This window comes from Collimonas humicola (assembly GCF_018304945.1).
GTDB classification, from domain to species: domain Bacteria; phylum Pseudomonadota; class Gammaproteobacteria; order Burkholderiales; family Burkholderiaceae_D; genus Collimonas; species Collimonas humicola.
Map to the genome: position 1 here is coordinate 24,205 of NZ_JAGQEE010000012.1, position 24,242 is coordinate 48,446.

The 24,242-nt window shown below is 60.1% G+C and carries 21 protein-coding genes; 6 read left to right on the top strand and 15 right to left on the bottom strand.

Annotated features, from left to right (window positions below; all coding sequences use genetic code 11):
* Positions 1–122 precede the first annotated feature (122 nt).
* Entirely contained in the window at positions 123–878 is a 756-nt protein-coding gene (zapD, locus tag KHU30_RS24065; protein WP_211445131.1) for a cell division protein ZapD, read from the top strand.
* 21 nt (positions 879–899) lie between these two features.
* The gene (gene yacG, locus KHU30_RS24070) at positions 900–1,088 is read left to right on the top strand and encodes a DNA gyrase inhibitor YacG (protein ID WP_211445132.1); all 189 of its coding nucleotides are present in this window, start codon (positions 900–902) and stop codon (positions 1,086–1,088) included.
* A 29-nt stretch (positions 1,089–1,117) separates the two neighbouring features.
* On the opposite strand, the gene KHU30_RS24075 is transcribed toward yacG, so the two are convergent.
* The 5 genes from KHU30_RS24075 to KHU30_RS24095 form a co-directional block, all read right to left on the bottom strand.
* Entirely contained in the window at positions 1,118–1,534 is a 417-nt protein-coding gene (locus KHU30_RS24075; protein ID WP_211445133.1) for an NUDIX domain-containing protein, read from the bottom strand.
* 11 nt (positions 1,535–1,545) lie between these two features.
* Positions 1,546–2,424: an ATP-binding protein gene (locus KHU30_RS24080; RefSeq protein WP_211445134.1), complete on the bottom strand. Its 879-nt coding sequence runs from the start codon at positions 2,422–2,424 to the stop codon at positions 1,546–1,548.
* A 163-nt stretch (positions 2,425–2,587) separates the two neighbouring features.
* A complete protein-coding gene (gene argJ / locus KHU30_RS24085) occupies positions 2,588–3,826 on the bottom strand; it encodes a bifunctional glutamate N-acetyltransferase/amino-acid acetyltransferase ArgJ (RefSeq protein WP_211445135.1) in 1,239 nt (412 codons plus the stop codon).
* Between the two features lie 229 nt (positions 3,827–4,055).
* Positions 4,056–6,815 carry a preprotein translocase subunit SecA gene (gene secA / locus KHU30_RS24090; protein ID WP_211445136.1) on the bottom strand — a complete coding sequence of 920 codons (2,760 nt, stop codon included), beginning with the start codon at positions 6,813–6,815 and terminating at the stop codon, positions 4,056–4,058.
* 251 nt (positions 6,816–7,066) lie between these two features.
* Complete coding sequence (locus tag KHU30_RS24095; protein ID WP_211445137.1) at positions 7,067–8,023, bottom strand: M23 family metallopeptidase; 957 nt, start codon at positions 8,021–8,023, stop codon at positions 7,067–7,069.
* Positions 8,024–8,182: 159 nt separating this feature from the next.
* Between KHU30_RS24095 and KHU30_RS24100 the strand changes: the two genes are divergently transcribed.
* The 4 genes from KHU30_RS24100 to KHU30_RS24115 all read left to right on the top strand — a co-directional run bounded on the left by KHU30_RS24100 (position 8,183) and on the right by KHU30_RS24115 (position 12,583).
* Positions 8,183–8,593, top strand: coding sequence for a DciA family protein (locus tag KHU30_RS24100; protein ID WP_230411411.1), 411 nt, complete (start codon positions 8,183–8,185; stop codon positions 8,591–8,593).
* A 268-nt stretch (positions 8,594–8,861) separates the two neighbouring features.
* On the top strand, positions 8,862–9,317 hold the full coding sequence (locus tag KHU30_RS24105; RefSeq protein ID WP_211445139.1) for a PTS sugar transporter subunit IIA: 456 nt from the start codon (positions 8,862–8,864) through the stop codon (positions 9,315–9,317).
* A gap of 9 nt (positions 9,318–9,326) precedes the next feature.
* Positions 9,327–11,087 (top strand): ABC transporter permease, encoded by a 1,761-nt coding sequence (locus tag KHU30_RS24110; protein WP_211445140.1) that lies wholly within the window; start codon positions 9,327–9,329, stop codon positions 11,085–11,087.
* Positions 11,088–11,140: 53 nt separating this feature from the next.
* Positions 11,141–12,583, top strand: a complete 1,443-nt coding sequence (locus KHU30_RS24115) for an ABC transporter ATP-binding protein (RefSeq protein ID WP_211445141.1) — start codon at positions 11,141–11,143, stop codon at positions 12,581–12,583.
* A 52-nt stretch (positions 12,584–12,635) separates the two neighbouring features.
* Here KHU30_RS24115 and lpxC read toward each other — a convergent pair whose 3' ends face one another.
* The 10 genes from lpxC to murD all read right to left on the bottom strand — a co-directional run bounded on the left by lpxC (position 12,636) and on the right by murD (position 24,238).
* Positions 12,636–13,571: a UDP-3-O-acyl-N-acetylglucosamine deacetylase gene (lpxC, locus tag KHU30_RS24120; RefSeq protein WP_211445142.1), complete on the bottom strand. Its 936-nt coding sequence runs from the start codon at positions 13,569–13,571 to the stop codon at positions 12,636–12,638.
* Positions 13,572–13,770: 199 nt separating this feature from the next.
* Complete coding sequence (locus KHU30_RS24125) at positions 13,771–14,277, bottom strand: peroxiredoxin (protein WP_211445143.1); 507 nt, start codon at positions 14,275–14,277, stop codon at positions 13,771–13,773.
* 237 nt (positions 14,278–14,514) lie between these two features.
* Entirely contained in the window at positions 14,515–15,690 is a 1,176-nt protein-coding gene (gene ftsZ, locus KHU30_RS24130; protein WP_211445144.1) for a cell division protein FtsZ, read from the bottom strand.
* A gap of 185 nt (positions 15,691–15,875) precedes the next feature.
* Positions 15,876–17,108, bottom strand: coding sequence for a cell division protein FtsA (gene ftsA, locus KHU30_RS24135; protein ID WP_211445145.1), 1,233 nt, complete (start codon positions 17,106–17,108; stop codon positions 15,876–15,878).
* Positions 17,109–17,118: 10 nt separating this feature from the next.
* The gene (locus KHU30_RS24140) at positions 17,119–17,886 is read right to left on the bottom strand and encodes a cell division protein FtsQ/DivIB (protein ID WP_211445146.1); all 768 of its coding nucleotides are present in this window, start codon (positions 17,884–17,886) and stop codon (positions 17,119–17,121) included.
* Positions 17,887–17,963: 77 nt separating this feature from the next.
* Positions 17,964–18,950, bottom strand: coding sequence for a D-alanine--D-alanine ligase (locus tag KHU30_RS24145; RefSeq protein ID WP_211445147.1), 987 nt, complete (start codon positions 18,948–18,950; stop codon positions 17,964–17,966).
* A 14-nt stretch (positions 18,951–18,964) separates the two neighbouring features.
* Positions 18,965–20,371, bottom strand: a complete 1,407-nt coding sequence (murC, locus tag KHU30_RS24150; RefSeq protein ID WP_211445148.1) for a UDP-N-acetylmuramate--L-alanine ligase — start codon at positions 20,369–20,371, stop codon at positions 18,965–18,967.
* Positions 20,368–21,456 carry an undecaprenyldiphospho-muramoylpentapeptide beta-N-acetylglucosaminyltransferase gene (murG, locus tag KHU30_RS24155; protein WP_211445149.1) on the bottom strand — a complete coding sequence of 363 codons (1,089 nt, stop codon included), beginning with the start codon at positions 21,454–21,456 and terminating at the stop codon, positions 20,368–20,370. The genes murC and murG overlap by 4 nt, the downstream gene beginning before the upstream one ends.
* A complete protein-coding gene (gene ftsW / locus KHU30_RS24160; RefSeq protein ID WP_211445150.1) occupies positions 21,453–22,700 on the bottom strand; it encodes a putative lipid II flippase FtsW in 1,248 nt (415 codons plus the stop codon). Before ftsW ends, murG begins: the two co-directional genes overlap by 4 nt.
* Positions 22,697–24,238, bottom strand: a complete 1,542-nt coding sequence (murD, locus tag KHU30_RS24165) for a UDP-N-acetylmuramoyl-L-alanine--D-glutamate ligase (protein ID WP_211445151.1) — start codon at positions 24,236–24,238, stop codon at positions 22,697–22,699. Before murD ends, ftsW begins: the two co-directional genes overlap by 4 nt.
* Between the last annotated feature and the right edge of the window lie 4 nt (positions 24,239–24,242).

Genomic DNA, 24,242 nt, shown 5'->3' on the forward strand with positions numbered 1-24,242 from the left:
AGCCATACGTGCTTGCCGGGCGAACCCATTGGTACCGTTAAAAGTAGACGGGCATTTGTAATTTCGGTTCGCATCGTTCAGAATCATGTCTTATCTGGCTCAAATTTTTAAGGGATGTCACTTTGATCGTCTACGAATATCCTTTCAACGAGCGCATTCGCACCTTGTTGCGGCTGGAAGACCTGCATGAAAGATTCGGCTTCTTCGTGCATCAGGAAAGTCCGCTGCAGCACCATATCGCGCTGTCCACCATTTTTGAAATGCTGGAGGTCGCCGGACGCGCCGACTTGAAATCGGATCTGCTGCAAGAACTGGAACGACAAAGACAAACCCTGCTCGGCTTCAAATCGAATCCGAATGTAGCGCCTGACATGCTGGATGCCATCCTGCAAGAAATCGACCGCATCAGCACCGCCCTGATGGCGACCCAGGGCAAGACCGGCCAGCATATCCGCGATAACGAGTGGCTGATGAGCATTCGCGGCCGCACCATCATTCCAGGCGGCGCCTGCGAATTCGACCTGCCCTCCTATTACGCCTGGCAGCAACACCCTGCCGAGCAGCGTTTTGCCGACATCATCAGCTGGTTCGGCCCGCTGGCCCCGTTGTTCGACGCGATCAGCATCGTCCTGCGATTGCTGCGGGAAACCGGAAGTTCGGTAAAAATAGACGCACAAAACGGCAGTTATCAGCAAATGCTGCAAGGCAAGTCTTACCAGATGCTGCGCCTGATCATCGATGAGCAATTGCAGGCCATTCCCGAAATTTCCGCCAACAAATACATGCTGTGGGTGCGCTTCACTTCGCAAGGCGGCGACCTCAAGCCCAGAGCTTACGAAGGCGATGTGCCGTTTGAGCTGACTTTGTGCAACTTTTAATTGTTTTTTGAACAGATTTGTATGACTACTACCGTCGATTGCCCGACCTGCGGCACAAAAGTTGAATGGATTGCGGCGAATAAATTCCGGCCGTTTTGTTCGGAACGCTGCAAGCAGATTGACCTGGGTGCCTGGGCTGAAGAAAAATATGCCATTCCGGCAGTCAATCCGCCCGACGAGATTGACGATGATAATAAGCTGAAGCAGTAATTTATCGCAACTTCAGCACAAATAGAGATTTAAGCTGGCATTTCCCGCCGCAATTCATCCAGCCACTCAATCAAGGGAATGGCGGCCGGCAGCAAAGGCTCGACGCCGACGCTGCCCTGCCAGGAAAAGGCTTGGCCTTCCAGGCTTTGCGGTTCGCCGCTCCAGTCGCGGCTGATGTAGAAGTGCAGGCGGACATGGGCATGAGCGTATTGATGCTCGATGCCGCACCATGGCTCGGCGGCGTGGATCTCTATCCCCAGCTCTTCCAGCAGTTCGCGCCTGAGCGCATCGAAAATCGACTCTCCCGGCTCGACCTTGCCACCAGGAAATTCCCAATAACCAGCCATCGGCTTGCCCTCAGGCCGCTGGCCAAGCAGCACGTCGCCATTCGGTTTCATCAAAATGCCAACGGCGACGTTGACCGGCAATACTTGTTCTGTCGTCATCAAAATCCTGCTTAATCGTTGCTGTTCATGCGGCCGGCATAATCACGCGCGAACTGCCAGGCCACCCGGCCGGAACGCGAGGCGCGCTGCAAGGCCCAGCGCAAGGCATCGGCACGCGCTTCGGCGATCTGCTCGGCATTGCAGCCGAAATGACCAAGCCAATGGCTGACAATGTCCAGGTAGTCGTCTTGCTTGAATGGATAAAACGATACCCACAGGCCAAAGCGCTCCGAAAGTGAAATTTTTTCCTCAACGGTTTCGCCCGGATGCAGATCGCCGTCTTCAGTCGTCTTGTAAGTGGCGTTGTCAGACATCCGTTCCGGCAGCAAGTGACGGCGATTCGAGGTGGCATAGATCAAGACGTTGTCCGACTGCGCAGCGATGCTGCCGTCCAGCGCCACCTTGAGCGCCTTGTAGCCGCTCTCGCCTTCTTCAAACGAAAGGTCGTCGCAGAATATGATGAAACGCTCGGGACGCGCCGCCACCAGGTCGACGATATCGGGCAGTGCCGCCAGATCGTCCTTGTCCACCTCGATCAGGCGCAAACCCTGGGGTGCGTACTGGTTCAAACAAGCTTTGATCAAGGATGACTTGCCGGTGCCGCGGGCGCCGGTCAGCAGCACGTTATTGGCCGGCCTGCCGTCGACGAACTGGCGAGTGTTCTGGTCGATCTGCTGCTTTTGCACTTCGATATTGTGCAAATCAGCCAGGGCGATATCCGAGATGTGGCCCACCGGCTGCAAATATCCGGCTGCCGCACCGCCGCGATGGCGCCATCGGAAGGCTGTCGCTGCGTTCCAGTCGGGCGCAGCATCAGCCTTTGGCAAAATCGATTCAAGACGGCCCAGCAAGGCCTCGGCACGGAGTAGGAACTGGTCTAATTGGGTCATGGCTCAAGAAATCAGGAATGCAGGCGACCGGATGATCGCTGGCTGGCCACCATTCTGGCGTAAAGCACAATGATAGTAGATGAATATTATTCGTCGCACTGGCTGCACAGGACCAGCCGGACGGCAGCCGGAGTCGGTCCGGCTGCAATCCTGTTACGGCATATCAGGAACGGTAGTCCGCATTGATCGAGACATAGTCGTGCGACAGATCGCAAGTCCAGACGGTCGCGTCGGCGTCGCCACGCGCCAGCTGCACCCGCACCGTGATTTCGCTTTGCTTCATCACGCGCTGGCCATCCGCTTCCTGGTATTCAGGATTGCGGCCGCCATTCTTGGCCACCAGCACATCATCCAGATACAGGTCGAGCTTGCTGACATCCAGGTCGTCGACGCCGGCGTAGCCTATCGCCGCCAGGATGCGGCCCAGGTTAGGATCTGAGGCAAAGAATGCCGTCTTCACCAATGGCGAATGGGCGATCGAGTAAGCGATCTTGCGGCATTCGGCGACGTTCTGCCCTTGCTCTACCGTCACCGTGATGAACTTGGTCGCGCCCTCGCCGTCGCGGATGATCATCTGCGCCAGATGCTGCGAAATATCGGTGACGGCAGCGGCCAGCTCCGCGTATTCCGGGCTGTCGACGCTGGTAACTTCCAGTTCGCCGGCGCCGGTGGCGATCAGCATGAAGGAATCGTTGGTGGAGGTATCGCCGTCGATGGTGATGCAATTGAAGGAGCGGTCGGCCGCCTGCCGCACCATCTTTTCCAGCACCGGCTGCGCCACTTTCGCATCGATTGCCAGGAAACCCAGCATGGTCGCCATGTTCGGCTTGATCATGCCGGCGCCCTTGCTGATGCCGGAAAAATTGACCGTTTTACCGGCGATAACCATGCTGCGCGAGGCCGCTTTCGGCTGCGTGTCGGTGGTCATGATCGATTCTGCGGCATTGAACCAGTTATCGCCTTGCAGGTTGCCGAGCGCCAGCGGCAAGCCGGCAATGATGCGCTCGACCGGCAGCGGCTCCAGAATCACGCCGGTAGAAAACGGCAAGATCTGCGCCGCGTGGCAGCCCAGCAATTCCGCCAGCGCATCGCAAGTCGCATTGGCAGCGGCCAGGCCGGCTTCGCCGGTGCCGGCGTTGGCGTTGCCGGTATTGATCAGCAGCGCGCGGATAGGCTCGCCGGAAATCTCCGCCGCCGCCAGGTGCGCCTTGCTGACTTGTACCGGTGCGGCGCAAAAGCGGTTTTGCGTGAACACCCCGGCCACGGTGGCGCTGGGCGCCAGTTTCATCACCAGCAGATCCTTGCGGTTCGCCTTGCGCACGCCGGCTTCGGCATGGCCAAGCTCGATGCCGGCAACGGGCAGCAGGTCAGCAGCAACTGGAACAGGGGAATTGACAGCCATGGGAATCCTTAACTAAATATAAACATTAACGTTGATAACTACAGTGATCCAGCATCGCTGAATGACGCCGGCAGCAGTCGGCTGCACTGCCAGACGGCTATTTTAAGGTGTAAGGCCAAGCCGTGTGCAATCAACCGCAACAAAAGCAAAGGGCGGAGATTTCTCCGCCCTGCACTGCTTCAACTACAGCCGATCACGCTGGCCGGCCGCACTCGCCGGTCACCACCGCTTACATCAGTTGCCCATGGCACTGCTTGTACTTCTTGCCGCTGCCGCAAGGGCAAGGATCATTGCGGCCGACCTTAGGCACTTCATTGACCTGCTGCTGCGACTCATCGTGATGGGCGGTCGGCGCCAGCAGTGCTTCCGGCGCTGCCGTCGGATCGAAGTCGGCATGCTGGTAATGGACGTTTTCCACATGCGACTGCGCCAGCTCTTCTTCCACCGCGGCGATTTCTTCGCGGTTTTCGATGCGCACCGTCATCACTACCTTGACCACTTCATTCTTGATCAGGTCCAGCATCTGGCCGAACAGTTCAAACGCTTCGCGCTTGTATTCCTGCTTCGGGTTCTTCTGTGCGTAGCCGCGCAGGTGGATGCCCTGGCGCAGATGGTCCAGCGCCGCCAGATGCTCGCGCCAATGGCTGTCGACGCTCTGCAGCATGACGCTGCGTTCGAAGCCGGCGAACGACTCCTTGCCGACGATCTCGGTCTTGGCGGCATAACTGGTTTCGGCAGTCTTCAGCACGCGTTCCAGCAATTCTTCATCGGTCAGGTTCGGTTCCGACTTCAGCATTTCGCCCAGCGGCACTTCCAGATGCAGTTCGTTGGCCAGGGTCGCTTCCAGCGCTGGAATATCCCATTGCTCTTCCAGCGACTCCGCCGGCACGTGGGTGCGGAAAGTCTCGTCCAGCACGCCTTCGCGCAGCGAGGCCACGGTCTCGGAAACGCCTTGCGATTCCAGCAATTCATTTCGCTGCTGATAGATCACCTTGCGCTGGTCGTTGGCGACGTCATCGTATTCCAGCAATTGCTTGCGGATATCGAAGTTGCGCGCTTCCACCTTGCGCTGTGCCGATTCGATCGAGCGCGACACGATGCCGGCTTCAATCGGCTCGCCTTCCGGCATTTTCAGGCGGTCCATGATGGCGCGCACGCGGTCGCCGGCGAAGATACGCAGCAAGGCGTCGTCCAGCGACAGGTAGAAACGCGAAGAACCCGGATCGCCCTGGCGTGCGGCGCGGCCGCGCAACTGGTTATCCACCCGGCGCGATTCGTGACGCTCGGTACCGATGATGTGCAAGCCGCCGGCATGCACCACGTGGTCATGCAGCGATTGCCACTCGTCGCGCAGCTTGTCGGAACGCAGCTGCTTTTCTGTTTCGCTCAGCGCTTCGTCAGCTTCGATGAACTGGATCTGCTTCTCGACATTCCCGCCCAGCACGATGTCGGTACCGCGGCCGGCCATATTGGTCGCGATCGTGATCGCCTTGGGACGGCCTGCCTGGGCAATGATTTCCGCTTCGCGCGCATGCTGCTTGGCGTTCAGCACATTGTGCGGCAGCTTGGCTTTGCTCAGGATCTCGGCCAGCAGTTCCGAGTTTTCGATCGAGGTGGTGCCGACCAGCACCGGCTGTCCGCGCTCGTAGCAATCCTGGATATCCTTGAGCATCGCATTGTATTTTTCCTGCGACGTCTTGTAGACCTGGTCCTGGCGGTCTTTACGCTGGTTCGGGCGATTTTGCGGGATCACCACGGTTTCCAGGCCGTAGATTTCCTGGAATTCGTACGCTTCGGTATCGGCGGTGCCGGTCATGCCGGCCAGCTTGCCGTACATGCGGAAATAGTTCTGGAATGTGATCGAGGCCAGGGTCTGGTTCTCGTTCTGGATCTTGACGCCTTCCTTGGCTTCCACCGCCTGGTGCAAGCCATCCGACCAGCGGCGGCCGGTCATCATGCGGCCGGTGAATTCGTCGACGATGACGATTTCGCCGCCCTGCACCACGTAGTGCTGGTCTTTGAAGTACAGCGAATGCGCGCGCAGCGCGGCGTACAGATGGTGGATCAGGCTGATGTTGGCGGCGTCGTACAGCGAAGCGCCTTCCGCCAGCAGGCCCATGCTGGTCAGGATCTGCTCAGCCTTTTCATGGCCGGCTTCGGTCAGCAAGACCTGGTGCGCCTTCTCGTCCTTGGTGTAGTCGCCAGGCAATTCAATCTTGCCCTTGCCGTCCGGCGTTTCTTCGCCGATCTGCAGGGTCAGCAGCGGCGGCACTTCGTTGATCTTGTAGTACAGGTCGGTATGGTTTTCAGCCTGGCCGGAAATGATCAGCGGGGTACGCGCTTCGTCGATCAGGATCGAGTCGACTTCATCGACGATGGCGAAGTTCAAGGTGCGCTGGACGCGGTCGGCGGCGTCGTACACCATGTTGTCGCGCAGGTAATCGAAACCGAATTCGTTGTTGGTGCCGTAGGTGATGTCCGCGCTATAAGCGACTTGCTTGGCGTCGTGCTCGACCGAAGACAGGTTGACGCCGGTGGTCAGGCCGAGCCAGCCGTACAGGCGCCCCATCCATTCGGCATCGCGCTGCGCCAGGTAATCGTTGACGGTCACCACGTGCACGCCCTTGCCGGACAGCGCATTCAGGTAGGCCGGCAGGGTCGCCATCAGCGTCTTGCCTTCGCCGGTGCCCATTTCGGCAATCTTGCCATAATGCAAAACCATGCCGCCGATCAGCTGGACATCGAAATGGCGCATTTTCAAGACGCGCTTGCCGGCTTCGCGGCACACCGCGAAAGCTTCTGGCAACAGGTCATCGAGCTTGGCGCCATCGGCTATGCGTTGCTTCAGCTCAGGCGTCTTGGCCTGCAGCTCGGCATCGGACAGCTTTTCGAATGCCGGTTCGAGTGCGTTGATTTGTCGGACGACTTTTTTATATTGTTTGAGCAGGCGCTGGTTGCGGCTACCGAAAATCTGGGTCAGTAATGACATGCTTGGATTCTAAAAAAGAGCGCCGGCGACATTCCGTGACATCTTGTGAATGAACACGTGAGCACGAATCCGGGCTGTGGCTAAATAATCGGAGAATTTTATCATGCAGTCCCCGACACATTGGGGTTATGCGCCAGGAAACAATAGCAAGTTGCGCAAATTGTGCCGCATTCGCACGGCCTGCGCCTAATCTTCTGCGCATCTTGCTTACATTGCATTACTTCAGTACGACGTCAATACAACAACAGCTGTTACTTTCTTGCCAATGTCGCCATCTTGGCCAAATCGGTGCCGGCATTCAGGAATTTGCGCGGATCCTGGGCCACGCCCTTGATTCTTACCTCGAAATGCAGATGCGGTCCGGTGGAACGCCCGGTGGTGCCGATATCGGCAATATGCTGGCCGCGCTGCACGATATCGCCCACCTTGACCAGCAGGCGCGAGGCGTGCGCATAGCGGGTAATGATGTCGTTGCCGTGGTCGATATCGAGCATATTGCCGTACTGCGGGTGATATTCGGCGTCGATGACCACGCCGCCCGCTGCCGCCACGATCGCGGTGCCAACGGTCGCCGGGAAGTCCAGTCCTTCATGGAAGGCGCTGCGGCCAGTGAAGGGATCGAGGCGCCAGCCGAAACTCGATGAGTTATAGGCGACATTGACCGGCTGGTTGGTCGGCAGCAGCTTGGACTTGATACGGTCGCTCATCAGCACGGTTTCGACCACGTTCATGTAGTCGGCGCGATAGCCGACATCGCGCGACATGGCGTCCAGCGCCTGCTGGAACTCGCTCATGCTCATGTCATGGGAAGCGCGGCCGCTCAGGCTGCTGGATTCGGCGCCGCCGCGTCCCGGCGCCTCCTTGAAGTTGAATTCTTCCGGCTTGACGCCGGCCAGTCCCTGCACCCGCTCGCCCAGGGCGTCGAGACGCATCAGCTGCGCCTGCATTTCACCCAGCTTGATCGCCATCGCCGCCAGGTTTTCTTTCAGATACTTGTCCTTGTCCGGCACACCGCCGGCCGCAGCGCTGACCGCGGCCTTGCCGGCAAAGGGCAAGCTGAGAGAATAATGGATCGTGAGGAAATACAGCAAGGCAGTCGCCAGCAATACCGAGAACAGGAAGGCGGCGACCATCAATGCCAGGTGCTTGGCGCCCAACGTGATGGATTTTGCGCGATTAAAGCGCGGGTGCAACAGAATTACCTGCATTGCGGCTCCCGTGATGCGCCGGCGGGATCACAGGTGTGATAATGTTTCACCATCATGCGTAGACTCTCACCTTCTTCATACCGGCCATCGGCAATCAGCTCCAGGCCACAAACCAAAACATCCAGGGACGCCACGGATTTTTTACGGGGAAATGACAGGATGGCGGCGCTACTGCCCGCTGTCACACGCATGGCGGCCTTGCAAAAGCAATGCGCCGCCGAATTGCCACCCATGTTCAGTGCTTGCGAAGTGCTGCAATGTGAAGCAGGACAACTCGTCTTGTCAGCGCCTAATGCCGCTCTTGCAACTAAACTGAAGCAACAACTGCCGCGCCTGCAAAACCAGTTGCAATCAGGAAATTGGCAGATTAATGCAATCCGAATCAAAGTGCAAGTAAGCCAAAACGTCGTCAAAGCACCGCCGCCCAAGCAAGCCCTGCTTTCATCCAACGCGGTGTTGGCATTCGCTTCACTGATGGAAGATCTGGCGCCGTCGGCCGCCAATGAAGCGCTGAAAAATGCCATCGCGGCGATGGTCAATCGTCATCGCAGCAAAAATAATAAAGGCTGACCGTAAAGACTGGATTCTTTTTGCTTCAAGCCAATAAAATATTGCATAAAAAACATTATACGCCAGCTGCCGTTCCCTCTCCCAGGTTTAGTCATCAAAAATATCCACGAACTTAATTCAAGCACCTTGCATGGCTGATGCATAGTGCGCGGCAAAAATCGTTCTCTCGCTTCAAAAACGTTGTTGCAGCCGGACAAGACGGATATCCTGTTGCCTGCCGGCAGAAACAACGCCCTCCATTGAACTTCGAACCGCGATAGACAGATTGATGAACAGTATTGGTGAACTGCTGGCTGCCGAGCATATCCTGCTTGATCTGGATGTATCGCACAAAGAACAGGTTTTCGAGGCGGCCGAGCAACTCTTCCGCGGCCGCCATGGCCTGTCCGGCAACCAGGCGCTGAATGCGCTGACGGAGCGCGAGGCGCTGGGTTCGACCGGGCTGGGCGCCGGCGTCGCGGTGCCGCACGCGCGCATCCGCGGCCTGGCGCAGGCCGTGCTGGCGTATATGCGGCCATGCACGCCGATTCCCTTCGACGCGCCTGACGCCCGGCCGGTATCGGACATCATCGTCATCCTGATCCCCGAACACGCCACCGACCAGCATCTGAAACTGCTGGCAGAAGTCGCCGAAATGTTCCAGGATCGGCGCTTCCGCGAACGACTGGTCTCGTGCAGCGACGCTGCCGCCGCCCACCGCGCCTTTACCAGCTGGCCTGAATAAGACATAAAAATGCCCAAACGCGCATATCCCGATATCACGGCGCCCCAGCTGCGGACTGGCTGGCGCTTCGGCTGGGTCGACATCCTGGTTGTGCTGGCGATGCTGCTGCTGTTCTGGCTGGTGTTCTCGCTCAGCGGCGACATGCGCGTGCATTTCGACGAACTGCACCCGCCGCCGCTGTCGCTGGAAGTCGGGATGATTCCGTATTACACCGCGCGCACCGTGTTGCGGATGTTCATCGCCTTCGGCGCCTCCCTGCTGTTCACCTTTATCTGGGGCTACATCGCAGCCAAGAGTCCGCGCGCGCGCAAGGTCATGCTGCCGATCCTTGATATCCTGCAATCGGTGCCGGTGCTGGGTTTCCTGTCCATCACGGTGACGGGCTTCCTGGCCCTGTTCCCGGGCAGCCTGCTGGGCGTCGAATGCGCCAGCATCTTTGCGGTGTTCACGGCGCAAGCCTGGAACATGACTTTCGGCTTTTACCATTCGCTGGTGACGATTCCGGCCGAGCTGTCGGAGGCCGCGTCCATCTTCCGCCTCAACCGCTGGCAGCGCTTTACCACGCTGGAACTGCCGACATCGGCCATCGGCCTGATGTGGAACTCGATGATGAGCTTCGGCGGCGGCTGGTTTTTCGTCGCGCAAAGCGAAGCGATCACGGTGCTGAACAAGAACATCAAGCTGCCAGGGCTGGGCTCGTACATGGCGGCGGCGGTCGAGGCCGGCAATACCCGCGCCGCGCTGTACGCGATCGGCGCCATGATCTTCACCATTCTCTTGATCGATCAGCTGGTGTGGCGGCCGCTGGTGGCCTGGGCCGAGAAATTCAAGCTGGAAAACACCGAGGCGAAAGACAGCCCGCAATCCTGGATGCTGGATCTGCTGCAGCGTTCCAACGTGATCGGCTGGTTGTTCCAGCGCATCGGGCGCGTCGTCGGGCGTGTCAGCCAGCGCCTGTCCTCGGTTGCCAGCGATGTCACGGAAAGCGTGACGCGCAATGCGCCGACACTCTTCAAACAGGGCTTGCGCGTGGCGCTCTGGCTGGCAATCGCCGCCGGCATCGCCTGGCTGGTGATCGACGCCTTCGGCGTCGCCCGCGAGATCAAGACCGAGATGACCGGCGCCGCGATGCTGCACGTGGTCTGGCTGGCCGTCCTGACCTTCTTGCGGGTGCTGGCGATGATGATCGTCGCCACCCTGATCTGGACTCCGATCGGGGTCTGGATCGGCTTGCGGCCGCGGGTTGCGCGCATCGCCCAGCCGTTGGCGCAGATTGCCGCCTCGTTTCCGGTCAACATGACTTTTCCCTTCATCGTGGTGTTTTTCATCACGGCGAATATCCCCATCAACGTCGGCAGCATCCTGCTGATGGCATTGGGCACCCAGTGGTATATCCTGTTTAATGTCATCGCCGGCGCCATGGCGATTCCTACCGACCTGCGCGAGGCGGCGCAGATCTTCGGCTTGCGCAAATGGCGCCTGTGGAAGACTGTGATCATTCCGGCCATTTTTCCGTTCTGGGTGACCGGCGCCGTCACCGCCACCGGCGGCGCATGGAATGCCAGCATCGTGGCCGAGGTTGCGTCGTGGGGCAACAACAAACTGGTGGCCGATGGCCTGGGCGCATATATCGCGCAGGTCACCGAGAAAGGCGACAAGCCTGCCATTTATTTCAGCATCGTGGTGATGTCGCTGTTCGTGGTGCTGATCAACCGTTTCCTGTGGCGCCGGCTGTATGCGCTGGCAGAGCATAAATTCAAGCTCGATTAATTGCTCAGCAAGCACCTAATGAGCATTCAATAAGCGTTCCAAGGATGTGACCGATGTCTGACTCCGTTTCCACTGCTTCCACCACGCCGCCATCTGCCGGCGCCAGCCGCAGCTCTGCAGCGCCGCTGATCGAACTGCAGCATGTATCGAAAGCCTATACCACCGGCGGCGGCGAACCCGTCACCATTCTCGACGACATCAGCCTTGCCGTGCGCGAAGGCGAAATGCTGGCGCTGCTGGGGCAGTCCGGCAGCGGAAAATCGACCATCCTGCGCCTGATCGCCGGGCTCACGGATCCCACCAGCGGCGCCGTGCTCAGTCATGGCAAGGCGCTGGAGGGCATCAATCGCAAGCTCTCCATCGTGTTCCAGAGTTTCGCCCTGTATCCGTGGCTGACGGTGCAGCAGAATGTCCAGGTCGGCCTGACCCAGCGCCGCCTCAGCGCTCGGCAGGAACAGGAAGAAATTGAAAAGGTGCTGACGCTGATCGGCCTGTCCGGTTTCGAGAATGCCTTCCCCAAGGAGCTGTCCGGCGGCATGCGCCAGCGCGTCGGCCTGGCGCGCGCGATCGTCGCCAAGCCCGAGGTGCTGTGCATGGACGAAGCCTTCAGCGCGCTCGATGTGCTCACCGCCGAGAACCTGCGCGCCGAAGTGGTCGACCTGTGGAACAACGGCAGCGAGACCGGCATCAAGAGCATTTTCTTCGTCACCCACAACATCGTCGAAGCGGCCTATATGGCTTCGCGCATCGTGATCATTTCATCGCATCCGGGACGCATCAAGAATGTGATCGCCAACCCGCTGCCCTACCCGCGCGACGTCAAGTCGAAGGAATTCGCCGCCCTGGTCAACCAGATCCACGACGCGATCACCGCGCTGGCGCTGCCGGACGAACCGGGCGACGAAATCGAGGCGGCGGAAGCCGGCGTAGACCAAACGCAGGAACAGGAGGCGCAGGCGGTCGCCGTGCAGGAGGCAGGCGCCGGCCGTGTCGAACCGATTCCTAATGTACCGGTGGGGCGGATCGTCGGCTTGCTGGAGATTCTCCAGAACAATCAGGAGACCATCAATATCTACGAGCTGAGCACCCGCATCGGCACCGATTTCGGGGAAACGATTGCGATCGTCAAGGCTGCTGAAATGCTGGATTTGGTGGATACGCCGAAACACGAAGTGACCATGACCACGCTCGGCTGGTATTTCCTGGCCGCGCCGCTGGCGGCGCGCAAGACGCTGTTCAGGAAGCAGATTTTGCGCTTGCGCCTGTTCCAGATGCTGACGGCGCGCCTCAACGAAAATCCGGGGGCGCGGGTAAAAGAGGATGAGATTCTGGAGCAACTGGCGAGCTTGCTGCCCTATGATCAACCAGAGAGCCTGTTCGCCACGCTGATTTCCTGGGGCCGCTACGCAGAGATTCTGGACTACGATCAGCGCACTGGAAGCGTCCACCTGGAGGTGCATGAGGAACATGAAGCAAAGGGAACAAGCGCCGGATAGGCGCTTGCTTTGTGCTTTGATGCGCAGCGCTTAATGGAGAAGGAGAACGCGTCTAGTTCAAGGCCCACTCTTGTCCGACTTGCCGCTGATAGGCGCCCGGCGCTTCGGCGAGTTCATCGAAGCTGACCACTTCATACGCATCCGGCTGCGCCAGCAAGGCGCGCAGCAGCTGGTTGTTCAAGCCGTGCCCTGATTTGTGGGCAGTGTAGCTGGCCAACAGCGGATGGCCGATCAGGTACAGATCGCCAATGGCGTCCAGGATCTTGTGGCGCACGAATTCGTTTTCGTAGCGCAAGCCGTCGCTGTTCAAAATCCGGTATTCATCCATCACAATCGCGTTTTCCAGCGAACCGCCGCGCGCCAGGCCCAGGCCGCGCATGGTTTCCACGTCTTGCATGAAACCGAAGGTGCGCGCACGCGCCACTTCCTTCACATACGACTCGACGCTGAAATCGACTTCCGCGGTCTGGCCGGTGCCGTCGACCGCAGGATGATTGAATTCGATAAAGAATTTGAGCTTGAAACCGTTGCAAGGATCCAGCCGCGCCCATTTTTCGCGCTCGCCCTGGCCTTCGCGCACTTCCACGCTTTTCTTGATGCGGACGAATTTCTTGGCAGCGTTCTGTTCTTCCAGCCCCGCCTGCTGCAGCAGGAACACGAAGGAGGATGCCGAACCGTCCATGATCGGGATTTCTTCCGCGGTGACGTCGACATACAGATTATCGATGCCCAGTCCGGAACAGGCCGACATCAGATGCTCGATGGTCGACACCCGCGCGCCGTCCTTCACCAGCACGGAAGCCATGCGGGTATCGCCGACTTCGGTGGCTTTCGCCGGGAAATCGACAACAGGATCAAGGTCGACCCGGCGGAAGACAATCCCGGTATCGATGGCGGCCGGGCGCAGGGTCAGCTCGACCTTGGTGCCGGAATGGACGCCAATGCCTGTCGTCTTGACAATTTTCTTGATGGTGCGTTGTTTCAACATGATGACATTATAAGTCTGACTGATAATTATTCTGTAACGATGTGTACCCGGTGTGGGATAAAAAACACGCTTGGGTTTCCAAGCTATTTTTTTCTATCGCGGGCATATCGGTAAGCTATCGGCTGGCACTGAAATTCCCGGCTGCAGATGTGAAAAGCGGCGCACTTGGCGCCGCCTTGCTTACCGACAAAACTGCATCTTATGCCAGCTGGCCCAGCAGTGTTTCCGCATTGGATACTTCAAATGCGCCGCCTTGTTCAACGTTCAATTGCTTGACCACGCCGTCGTCGATCAGCGCCGAGAAACGCTGCGAACGCGTACCCATGCCGAACTTGCCGAAATCGGCGTCCAGGCCCAGCGCCTTGACGAAATCCGCATTGCCGTCAGCCAGCAGGCGCACGATGCCGGTCGCCTTCTGATCGCGGCCCCAGGCGCCCATGACGAAAGCGTCGTTCACCGAAATCGCCCAGATTTCGTCAACGCCCTTGGCCTTGAATTCTGCTGCATGCTGGATGTAGCCTGGCAGATGCTTGGCCGAGCAGGTCGGCGTGAATGCGCCAGGAACCGCGAACAGGGCAATCTTCTTGCCCTTGACCAGATCGCTGACATTGAATGTATTTGGGCCGAGCGCGCAACCTGCGGTCTCGGTTTCGATGAATTCTGCTAATTTGCCTTCCGGCAGGCGATCGCCGATCTTGATGGTCATGATAAGTCCTTGTCTAGTGAATAAAGCCTCCAGAGCGGCGCCACGGCCTGAGCCGTACACCGATCTGCCGAGACAGCGCATAGTAGCGCATGCTAAAAGAAAACGCCGCGCCTTGCGACGCGGCGTGGAATCCGCAGTATGCCTTGTTCCGCAAATTCATGCAGGGCCCGGCGGCTGATAGCGGGTATATCAATCCGCTATCGGCCGCCAGGCTCGTGCAGGAAACTACGGGCCGGCTCAGTCAGCCTGCTTGCGCAGGAAAGCTGGGATGTCGTAAGTTTCCATACCGTTCTTTTCCAGTGCGCGCACCGTGTCGGAAGCTGATTCGCGACGCCATACCGCCGGCGCCTTCATGCCTTCGAACGACGAACCGCCATGGCCAACCGACGGCTGGCCGTGCATCAGCGGCTCATTGTGGGTACCGGTACGCATCATCGGCGCCTGCACCAGCTGCACCGCCTTGCGCGCACGGCCGAGGCCGGTAGCAACCACGGTGACGCGGATATCGTCGCCCATCGCTTCGTCGTAGGCAATGCCCTGGGCAATCGAAGCATCCGGCGCCGCAAATGCGCGCACGGTCGCCATGACTTCCTTGATTTCCTTACCCTTCAGGCTGCGGCTGGCGGTAACGTTGACCAGCACGCCGCGCGCGCCGGACAGATCGATGCCGTCCAGCAGCGGCGAGGCGACTGCCTGCTCGGCCGCCAGGCGGGCGCGGTCGACGCCGGATGCGGTGGCGGTACCCATCATCGCCTTGCCCTGTTCGCCCATGATGGTCTTGACGTCGTTGAAGTCGACGTTGATATGGCCAGGCACATTGATGATTTCAGCAATGCCGGCAACGGCATTGTTGAGCACATCGTCGGCGTGCTGCAGCCATTCCATCATGCTGTCGTCTTCATAGATCTCTTCCAGCTTTTCGTTGAGAATGATGATCAGCGAATCGACGTGCTGCGACAGCGCTTCCAGGCCTTCGTCGGCGATATCCATGCACTTCTGGCCTTCGTAAGAGAATGGCTTGGAAACCACCGCCACGGTCAGCGCGCCCTGTTCCTTGGCGATCTGCGCCACCACCGGCGCGGCGCCGGTGCCGGTGCCGCCGCCCATGCCGGCGGCAATGAACACCATGTGCGCGCCGCGCAGTGCGTCTTCGATCCGGCCGCGCGACTCTTCCGCCAGCTGGCGGCCCACCGACGGCTTCATGCCGGCGCCCAGGCCGGTCTCGCCGATCTGGATGACGTTATGCGCCTTCGACTGCTTGAGCGCCTGTGCATCCGTGTTGGCAGCGATGAACTCCACTCCCGACACACCCTTGTTGATCATATGTTGGACCGCATTGCCGCCGGCGCCGCCGACACCGACGACTTTAATCACGGTGCCCAAAGTTGCATTGTCAAGCATATCGATTTCCATGATATTTCCTCATAAAGATGCAGCATTCAGTCAATAGGCATCACGCGGTGTGAGGCCTAGCAACTGACAACTGCGTGTTGCACAAACAACATTAAAATTAAACTTCACGGTGATCTGCGAGTACAAAGTGCTTCGCCATCCACTTGCCAGGGCGACTCTTAAACTCTGTCCCGCAGAAATAAAAACTAAAAATTACCCAGAAACCATTCCTTCATCCGCTGCCAGATCGCCTTCGCCGATCCTTCCTGGCGCGTCACGATATAGCCGCGCAGGTATTGCTTCTTCGCCTCCAGCAGCAGCCCCAGCACCGTCGAATAGCGCGGGCTGCGCACCACGTCGGCCAGCTGGCCGCGGTATTCCGGCGTGCCCAGGCGTGCCGGCTTGAGGAAGATGTCTTCCGCCAGCTCGATCATGCCCGGCATCATGGCCGAACCGCCGGTCAGCACCACGCCGCTCGACAGCACTTCTTCGTAACCTGACTCGCGCACCACCTGATGCACCAGCGCGAACAATTCCTCCACCCGCGGCTCGATCACCGCCGCCAATGCCTGGCGCGACAAGGTGCGCGGATTGCGGTCCCCCAGGCCCGGCACTTCCAGCGTTTCGCCCGGATCGGCCAGGATCTGCTTGGCGACGCCGTAGCGCAGCTTGATCTCTTCGGCTTCATTGGTAGGCGTGCGCAGCGCCATCGCAATGTCGTTGGTGATCTGGTCGCCGGCAATCGGAATCACGGCGGTATGGCGGATCGCCCCTTCGGTGAACACCGCGACGTCGGTGGTGCCGCCGCCGATATCCACCAGCACCACGCCCAGCTCCTTCTCGTCCGGCGTCAGCACCGCATCGGCCGAAGCCATCGGCTGCAGGATCAGGTCCGACACTTCCAGTCCGCAACGGCGGATGCACTTGACGATGTTCTGCACCGCGGACACGGCGCCGGTGACGATGTGCACCTTGACCTCAAGTCGGATGCCGCTCATGCCGATTGGTTCGCGCACATCTTCCTGGCTGTCGACAATAAATTCCTGCGGTACGGTGTGCAGCAGTTGCTGGTCGGTCGGAATATTGACCGCCTTGGCCGTTTCAATAACGCGCGAGACATCCGCTGCGCTGACTTCCTTGTCCTTGATCGCCACCATGCCGCTGGAATTGAAGCTGCGGATATGGCTGCCGGCGATCCCGGTGTAGACATTGCGGATCTTGCAGTCGGCCATCAGCTCGGCCTCTTCCAGCGCGCGCTGGATGGATTCCACGGTGGCTTCGATGTTCACCACCACGCCTTTTTTCAAACCCTTGGATTCAGCCTGGCCCAGGCCGATCACTTCATGGCGTCCATCCGACAATACCTCGGCTACCACCGCCACCACTTTCGAGGTGCCGATGTCGAGACCGACGATCAAGTTTTTTGCGTCTTTTGTCATAATGTTTCGCTTATTTTTTCTTGCTTCCCAATCCGCTCGTCATGCCGCTAGCCTTCAGCGCCAAGCCATTCGGATACCGCATATCTACACTCTCGATCCGGTTCTGCAAACGCGACAGCAGTTGCGGATAGATCTGCACCAGCCGCGCCACCCGGTCTTTCAGCGTGGTCTTGTTCTGTTCCCGCCCCAGCTCCACCGTCATGCCGTTGTCCAGCTTGACTGTCCATGCGTAGCGGCTCGATAAAGCCACGTCCACCGGGTTCAGCTTGAGCGGCGCAAACCACTGGCGGAAATCCGCCAGGCGCGCTACCACATCCTTCTCGCTGCCGGCAGGGCCGGACAGGCGCAGCAATTCGCCGTCTTCTTCCGCCTCGGCCAGGTTGGCGGTAAACAAATCGCCGCGCACCGACATCAAGCGGCCGTCGTCATCCCAGGTCGCCAGCGGCTCATGTTCCTCAACCGTCACGATCAGCGTGTTCGGCCATTCGCGCTGCACCGTCGCCTTGCGCACCCACGGCACCGATTCGAATGCCGTGCGCACCGTATCCAGGTTCGCCGTAAAGAAATTACCCTTGATGCGCGGCAGCGCGGCAGCGCGCACGATCAGCGGATTCACCCGCCGCAGCTCGCTCTGGCCGACGCCTTCGATGCGGATGGTCTTCAGCGTAAACATCGGACGCTGCGCCAGCCACCAGATGCCGGACGCCAGCAATGCGAGCGCTGCCAGTCCTAGCAAGGTGCCGGAGATCGCGTTCAACATTTTGACGTCTTGCCACATGGTTATCGACTTTATCGCTTGGATCGTTAGGTAAATCTTTAATTAATTTCTTTCAATCTTCTTTCTCTGCTTGCCGCTCATTCCGGTTTCCAATCCGCGGTCGGCGCCAGGTCGAGCGCCGCCGAGGCCAGGATTTCAACGCACAAATCTTCATAGCTGACGCCGTCCGCCTTGGCAGCCATCGGCACCAGCGAATGGCCGGTCATCCCCGGCGAAGTATTGATCTCCAGCAGGAACGGCTCGTTATCCCCATCGCGCAGCATGAAGTCGACGCGCGCCCAGCCTTCGCAGCCGATCGCCTTGAAGGCCTGCACCGCCAGCGCCTGGATGCGCTGGGTCAGCGCAGCATCCAGCGGCGCCGGACATAAATACTTGGTGTCGTCGGTAAAATACTTGTGCTGATAGTCGTAATTGCCTTCGGGCGCGCGGATCTCGACGATAGGCAGAGGGCGCGCTGTGCGGCCGGCGCCCAGCACCGGCACCGTCAGCTCGCGGCCGCGGATGAATTCTTCCGCCAGCACCACCTCGTCGTACTTGGCGCACAAGGCAAAACCCTCGCTCATGTCGGAATAGCCGGCGACCTTGGCGATGCCGATGGTCGAACCTTCATGCGGCGCTTTCAGCATCAGCGGCAAGCCCAGCACATCCGGCACCTGGCGCAGCTCTTCGCGGGTTGCGCCGTGCGCATCGAGCACCAGGAAGCGCGGTGTCGGCAAGCCCGCGCTTTGCCAGACACGCTTGGTCATCACCTTGTCCATCGCAATCGCCGACGCCATCACACCCGGGCCGGTATACGGAATGCCCAGCTGTTCCAGCGCGCCTTGCAGCGTGCCGTCTTCACCGTAGCGGCCGTGCAAGGCGATGAACACGCGGTCGAACTTTTCCGCCGCCAGTTCCGCCAGGCTGCGTTCGGCCGGATCGAACAGATGGGCGTCGACGCCGCGGCTTTTCAATGCCTTCAGCACGCCGTTGCCGGACATGATGGACACTTCGCGTTCAGCCGAACGGCCGCCGAACAGCACGCCGACTTTTCCGAATTGATGACCTGTCTTTTTTTTGCTCATCGCATCACTCATATTCATTGCTCTACCAGTTGTGCCAGCTTGCCAGGCACGCCGCTAATCGATCCGGCTCCCATGGTCATCACGACGTCGCCGTCGCGGACGATATTCAAGATCGATGCCGGCATGTCACTGATATCTTCCACAAACACGAGCTCGCCCATGCCAGCCACCCGCAAGGCATGCGCCAGCGCGCGGCCGTCGGCAGCGACAATCGGCGCTTCGCCGGCAGCGTACACTTCAGCCAGCACCAGCACATCGACGGTCGACAGCACTTTGACAAAATCCTCAAACAGATCGCGGGTGCGGGTATAGCGATGCGGCTGGAATACCAGCACCAGCCGCCGACCCGGATAGGCGCCGCGCGCCGCCTGGATGGTGGCCGCGGTTTCCACCGGGTGATGGCCGTAATCGTCGACCAGCGCAAATTCGCCTTTGGACTTGCCTGCGGCATCCTGCAGCTTGATTTCGCCGTAGCGGGTAAAGCGCCGGCCAACGCCGTTGAACTCGGTCAACGCCTGCTGGATCGCGCTATCGGCGACGCCCAGCTCGCGCGCAATCGCAATCGCCGCGCAGGCGTTCTGCACATTGTGCATGCCAGGCTGGTTCAGGCTGATCGGCATCGCCGCATAACCTTTCTGGATCACCGTGAACTGCATGTGGCCGCCGACCGCCTTGGCGTCGATTGCGCGCACATCGGCTTCTTCGTGGAAGCCGTAGGTGGTGATCAGCTTGGAAATCTGCGGCATGATTTCACGCACATTGGCGTCATCCATGCACAGCACGGCGACGCCGTAGAACGGCAGGCGCTGGGTAAACTCGACGAAAGCCTGTTTCAGCTTGCCGAAATCGTGATCGTAGGTATCCATATGATCGGCGTCGATATTGGTGATCACCTCGATCACCGGCGACAGATTCAGGAACGAGGCATCCGATTCGTCGGCTTCGGCCACGATAAAGTCGCCGGAACCGAGCTTGGCGTTGGCGCCGGCGCTGGTGAGGCGGCCGCCGATCACAAAGGTCGGGTCCAGTCCGCCCTGCGCCAGCACGCTGGCCACCAGGCTGGTGGTGGTGGTCTTGCCGTGGGTGCCGGCAATGGCGATGCCACGCTTGAGGCGCATCAGTTCCGCCAGCATGACCGCACGCGGCACGATGGGAATATGCCTTTCACGGGCCGCGACGACTTCCGGATTGTCTGCCTGCACTGCGGTCGATGTGACGATAGCGTGGGCCTGGTCGATATGCTTGGCGGCGTGGCCGCGGCTGACTTTGGCGCCCAGTCCTGCCAGGCGGCGCGTCGCCGCATTGTCGCCGAGGTCGGAACCGGAAATGGTATAGCCGAGATTGAGCAGCACCTCGGCGATGCCGCTCATGCCGCTGCCGCCGATTCCGACGAAATGGATATTTTTAACTTTATGTTTCATACATCACCTGCCAATTCTTCAAGAACCTGCGCGATTGCTTCATTCGCATCGCGCCGGCCGTTTTCATATGCTGCCTGCGCCATCGTCTGGCAGTCCTGGCGCGAGATCCGCGTCAGCAGCGCGGCCAGGCGCTCTTTGCTCAAATCCGTTTGCGGCAAATGAATCGCCGCCTTCTGTGTCGCCATCCAGCGCGCATTGTCGCGCTGGTGCGAGGTGGTGGAAGCCACCAGCGGCACCAATACGCTGGCAACGCCCGCAGCGGTCAATTCCGACACCGTGATCGCCCCGGCCCGGCAAATCACCAGGTCGGCATCGGCGTAGCGGCGCGGCATGTCGTCGATGAACGCCACCACCTCCGCCGTCACGCCCGCCGCCGCATAAGCATTGCGCAAGGCCTCGATATGCTGTTTGCCCGACTGATGCGTGATGCTGGGCCTCAGCTCGGCGGGGATCAATGCCAGCGCCGCCGGCAGGCAATCATTCAATGCCTTGGCGCCGAGACTGCCGCCCACTACCAGCAGACGCAAGGGACCGATGCGCCCGCTATAGCGCTGCTCCGGCAAAGGCAGCGCCAGGATTTCCTTGCGCACCGGATTGCCGGTGACCAGCGCCTTGCTGGCCGCCTTGCCAAAATCGGCAGGGAAACCGAACAGCACGCGCTGCGCCAATGGCGTCAGGGTTTTGTTCGACAGCAGCAAGGCCGCATCGGCGTTCACCAGCACCAGCGGCACACCGCGCAAACGCGCCATGGCGCCGCCCGGCACCGTCACATAGCCGCCCATGCCCAGCACGACATCGGCCTGGCGCCGCCCCAGGATGCCGAAGCAAGCCGGGAAACTCAGCAACATCCGCCAGGCGCCGCGCACGGTATGCGCCAATCCTTTGCCGCGCAAACCCGCAAACACAATCTTGTCCATCTCGATGCCATGCTGCGGCACCAGGTCGGATTCCATGCCGTGCGTGGTGCCCAGCCAGCTGACCTGCCAGCCGCGCGCGCGCATGGTCTCGGCAATCGCCAGGCCTGGAAATATATGGCCGCCTGTGCCCGCCGCCATGATGACGAGACGTTTTTGATGCATGCTCATGCCCGGCCTCCGCGCATCAGAACCCGGTTTTCATAATCGATGCGCAGCAGGATCGCCAGGCCGATGCAATTGATCAGCACCCCCGAACCGCCGTAGCTCATCAGCGGCAAGGTCAAACCCTTGGTCGGCAGCAAGCCCAGGTTGACGCCCATGTTGATGAAAGTCTGCACGCCGATCCAGATGCCGATGCCCTTGGCTGTCAGGCCGGCGAAAGTCTGTTCCATCGCGATCGCCTGGCGGCCGATTTCAAAGGAGCGTTTGATAATCCAGTAAAACAGCATCACCACCACCAGCACGCCGGCAAACCCCAGTTCCTCACCGATCACCGCCAACAGGAAGTCGGTATGCGCTTCCGGCAAATAGTGCAGTTTTTCGACGCTGGCGCCGAGACCGACGCCAAACAGCTCGCCGCGGCCAAAGGCGATCAGCGAGTGCGACAGCTGGTAAGCCTTGCCCAGGGCATTCTCTTCAGCCCATGGATTCAGGTAAGCAAAAATCCGCTCGCGGCGCCAGGGCGACAACCAGATCACCAGGGTAAACATGCCCGCCAGCATGGCGCCGATGCCGCCAAACCAGATGCCATTGATCCCGCCGAGGAACAGGATCCCCATGGCGATGCAGACGATCACGCCGAGCGCGCCCAGGTCCGGCTCCAGCATCAGCAGCAGGCCGACCAGGCCGACCGCCGCCGTCATCGGCAGGAACCCCTTGGTCAGCTTGTGCATCACTTCCTGCTTGCGCACCGTGTAGTTGGCGGCGTACAGCACGATGAACAGCTTCATCAGTTCCGAAGGCTGCAAATTGAAGACGCGGAACGACAGCCAGCGCTTGGCGCCGTTGACGCCGCGCCCCAGGCCCGGCACCAGCACCATCGCCAGCAGGATCAGGGTGACCACGAACAGGTACGGCGCCCAGCGCTGCCAGGTGGCGATGGGAATGCGGAAGGTCACCAGGCCGGCCACCAGCGAGACACAGATGAAGATCGCTTGCCGCACCAGGAAATGGGCATTCGTGTAGTTCGAATACTTGGGCGAATCCGGCAAGGCGATCGAGGCCGAATACACCATCACCAGGCCGAACAGCATCAGCAATATCACCACCCACACCAGCGGCTGGTCGTATTCCATCATTTTCGAACGCTGGACGCCGGGCTTCTGGCTGTCGAGCGCGCGCGGCCGCGGCGCAGCATTGCTCACCGAGCTGTCTGCGGCCTTGCCTGAAAATGATGGAAAGGCGAATTTCATAGTCCGACCTCGCCGCGCGACAAAGCCAGTTCGCGCACTGCATCGACGAACACCTGCGCCCGGTGCGCATAGTTGCGGAACATGTCGAAACTGGCGCAGGCTGGCGACAGCAGCACGGCGTCGCCAGAATGAGCCAATTCTGCCGCGCGGCTTACCGCTTCTTCCAGCGTCGCGCAGTTGACGATCTCCAGTCCGCCGGCCGTGCCTTCAACCGCGGCGCGAATTGCCTGCGCGTCGCGGCCGATCAGCAGCAGCGCCCGGCCATAGGCCGCCAGCGGCGCCGCCAGCGGAGCAAAATCCTGTCCTTTGCCGTCGCCGCCAGCGATCAGCAGCAAGCGGCTAGGATTGGCACCCGCGCCGTCGCCGTCGCAGCCACGCCCCAGGCCGTTCAGGGCCGCGACCGTGGCGCCGACGTTGGTGCCCTTGCTGTCGTCGTAGTATTCAACCCCGCCTATCGTAGTCACCAGCTCGACCCGATGCGGTTCGCCGTGGTATTCACGCAAGCCGTGCAGCAAAGGCGCAAACGGCAAGTCGATCGCGCGGCACAGGGCCAGCGCCGCCAGCGCATTGGCGGCATTATGGCGGCCGCGGATGCGCAAGGCGTCGGCCGGCATCAGGCGCTTGACCGTCACCGGCAGCAAGGCCAGCTGTTCTTTCTTGTTGCGTCGCTTCTCTACGCGTTCCTCTTCGTCGCCGGGGACCGCGACCGACAGCCATTGCATGCCATTGTCGCTGACCAGGCCAAAGCAATCGCCTTCATGCGGTTCATCGAAACCGAAACTGATGCTGTTGCCGCTGGCGAACTGCATCGTCAACGGATCGTCGCGATTGAGCACGCGCACCGTATTGGCGCCGAAGATGCGCGCCTTGTCAGCCACATACGAGGCCATGTCGCCATGCCAGTCCAGATGATCCTGGGTGATGTTCAGAATGGTGGCGGCGTCGGCATGCAGGCCGCAGGTGGCATGCAGCTGGAAGCTGGACAATTCCAGCACCCAGGCCTGGGGCAAGGCATCGCGCTCCAGCGCGCTGCGCAAGACATCCAGCGCTGCCGGGCTGATATTGCCGGCTACCTGCACCGTCAGGCCGGCGCGTTCGCACAGCAGTCCGGTCAGGCTGGTGACGGTGGTCTTGCCGTTGGTCCCGGTGATGGCAATCACTTTCGGCGCATAGCCCTGGCTCTCGCGCAATGCCGCCAGGGCTTGGGCGAATATTTCGATTTCGCCCCATACCGGGATGTCGCGGTCGGTGGCGGCGGACAGGATGTCTTTCAGCTCGCGTGCCGGCGCCAGGCCCGGACTGGTGACGGCAAAATCGATGCCGTCCAGCAGGCTGACGGCAAAGCCCGCCTCAGCATTTTCATCAGGGCCGCAAAACTCCACATCCGGAATGGCTTGCTGCAGCAGCGGCAGCCTTTCGGGCGCACTGCGGGTATCGGCCACGCGCACGGTCGCACCGCAATGTGCCAGCCACAAAGCGGATGCCAGGCCCGATTCTCCAAGCCCTAATACCAGAACATGTTTACCCGTATAGTTCATGAGT

Coding starts and splice junctions, on each gene's coding strand:
- secA (WP_211445136.1), bottom strand. CDS start 6,815: ATGTCATTACTGACCCAGATTTTCGGTAGCCGCAACCAGCGCCTGCTC.
- KHU30_RS24100 (WP_230411411.1), top strand. CDS start 8,183: ATGGCGGCGCTACTGCCCGCTGTCACACGCATGGCGGCCTTGCAAAAG.
- KHU30_RS24095 (WP_211445137.1), bottom strand. CDS start 8,023: ATGCAGGTAATTCTGTTGCACCCGCGCTTTAATCGCGCAAAATCCATC.
- KHU30_RS24115 (WP_211445141.1), top strand. CDS start 11,141: ATGTCTGACTCCGTTTCCACTGCTTCCACCACGCCGCCATCTGCCGGC.
- ftsA (WP_211445145.1), bottom strand. CDS start 17,108: ATGACAAAAGACGCAAAAAACTTGATCGTCGGTCTCGACATCGGCACC.
- KHU30_RS24125 (WP_211445143.1), bottom strand. CDS start 14,277: ATGACCATCAAGATCGGCGATCGCCTGCCGGAAGGCAAATTAGCAGAA.
- murG (WP_211445149.1), bottom strand. CDS start 21,456: ATGAGCATGCATCAAAAACGTCTCGTCATCATGGCGGCGGGCACAGGC.
- argJ (WP_211445135.1), bottom strand. CDS start 3,826: ATGGCTGTCAATTCCCCTGTTCCAGTTGCTGCTGACCTGCTGCCCGTT.
- KHU30_RS24075 (WP_211445133.1), bottom strand. CDS start 1,534: ATGACGACAGAACAAGTATTGCCGGTCAACGTCGCCGTTGGCATTTTG.
- KHU30_RS24105 (WP_211445139.1), top strand. CDS start 8,862: ATGAACAGTATTGGTGAACTGCTGGCTGCCGAGCATATCCTGCTTGAT.
- ftsW (WP_211445150.1), bottom strand. CDS start 22,700: ATGAAATTCGCCTTTCCATCATTTTCAGGCAAGGCCGCAGACAGCTCG.
- murD (WP_211445151.1), bottom strand. CDS start 24,238: ATGAACTATACGGGTAAACATGTTCTGGTATTAGGGCTTGGAGAATCG.
- lpxC (WP_211445142.1), bottom strand. CDS start 13,571: ATGTTGAAACAACGCACCATCAAGAAAATTGTCAAGACGACAGGCATT.
- KHU30_RS24080 (WP_211445134.1), bottom strand. CDS start 2,424: ATGACCCAATTAGACCAGTTCCTACTCCGTGCCGAGGCCTTGCTGGGC.
- KHU30_RS24110 (WP_211445140.1), top strand. CDS start 9,327: ATGCCCAAACGCGCATATCCCGATATCACGGCGCCCCAGCTGCGGACT.
- KHU30_RS24140 (WP_211445146.1), bottom strand. CDS start 17,886: ATGTGGCAAGACGTCAAAATGTTGAACGCGATCTCCGGCACCTTGCTA.
- murC (WP_211445148.1), bottom strand. CDS start 20,371: ATGAAACATAAAGTTAAAAATATCCATTTCGTCGGAATCGGCGGCAGC.
- ftsZ (WP_211445144.1), bottom strand. CDS start 15,690: ATGGAAATCGATATGCTTGACAATGCAACTTTGGGCACCGTGATTAAA.
- yacG (WP_211445132.1), top strand. CDS start 900: ATGACTACTACCGTCGATTGCCCGACCTGCGGCACAAAAGTTGAATGG.
- KHU30_RS24145 (WP_211445147.1), bottom strand. CDS start 18,950: ATGAGCAAAAAAAAGACAGGTCATCAATTCGGAAAAGTCGGCGTGCTG.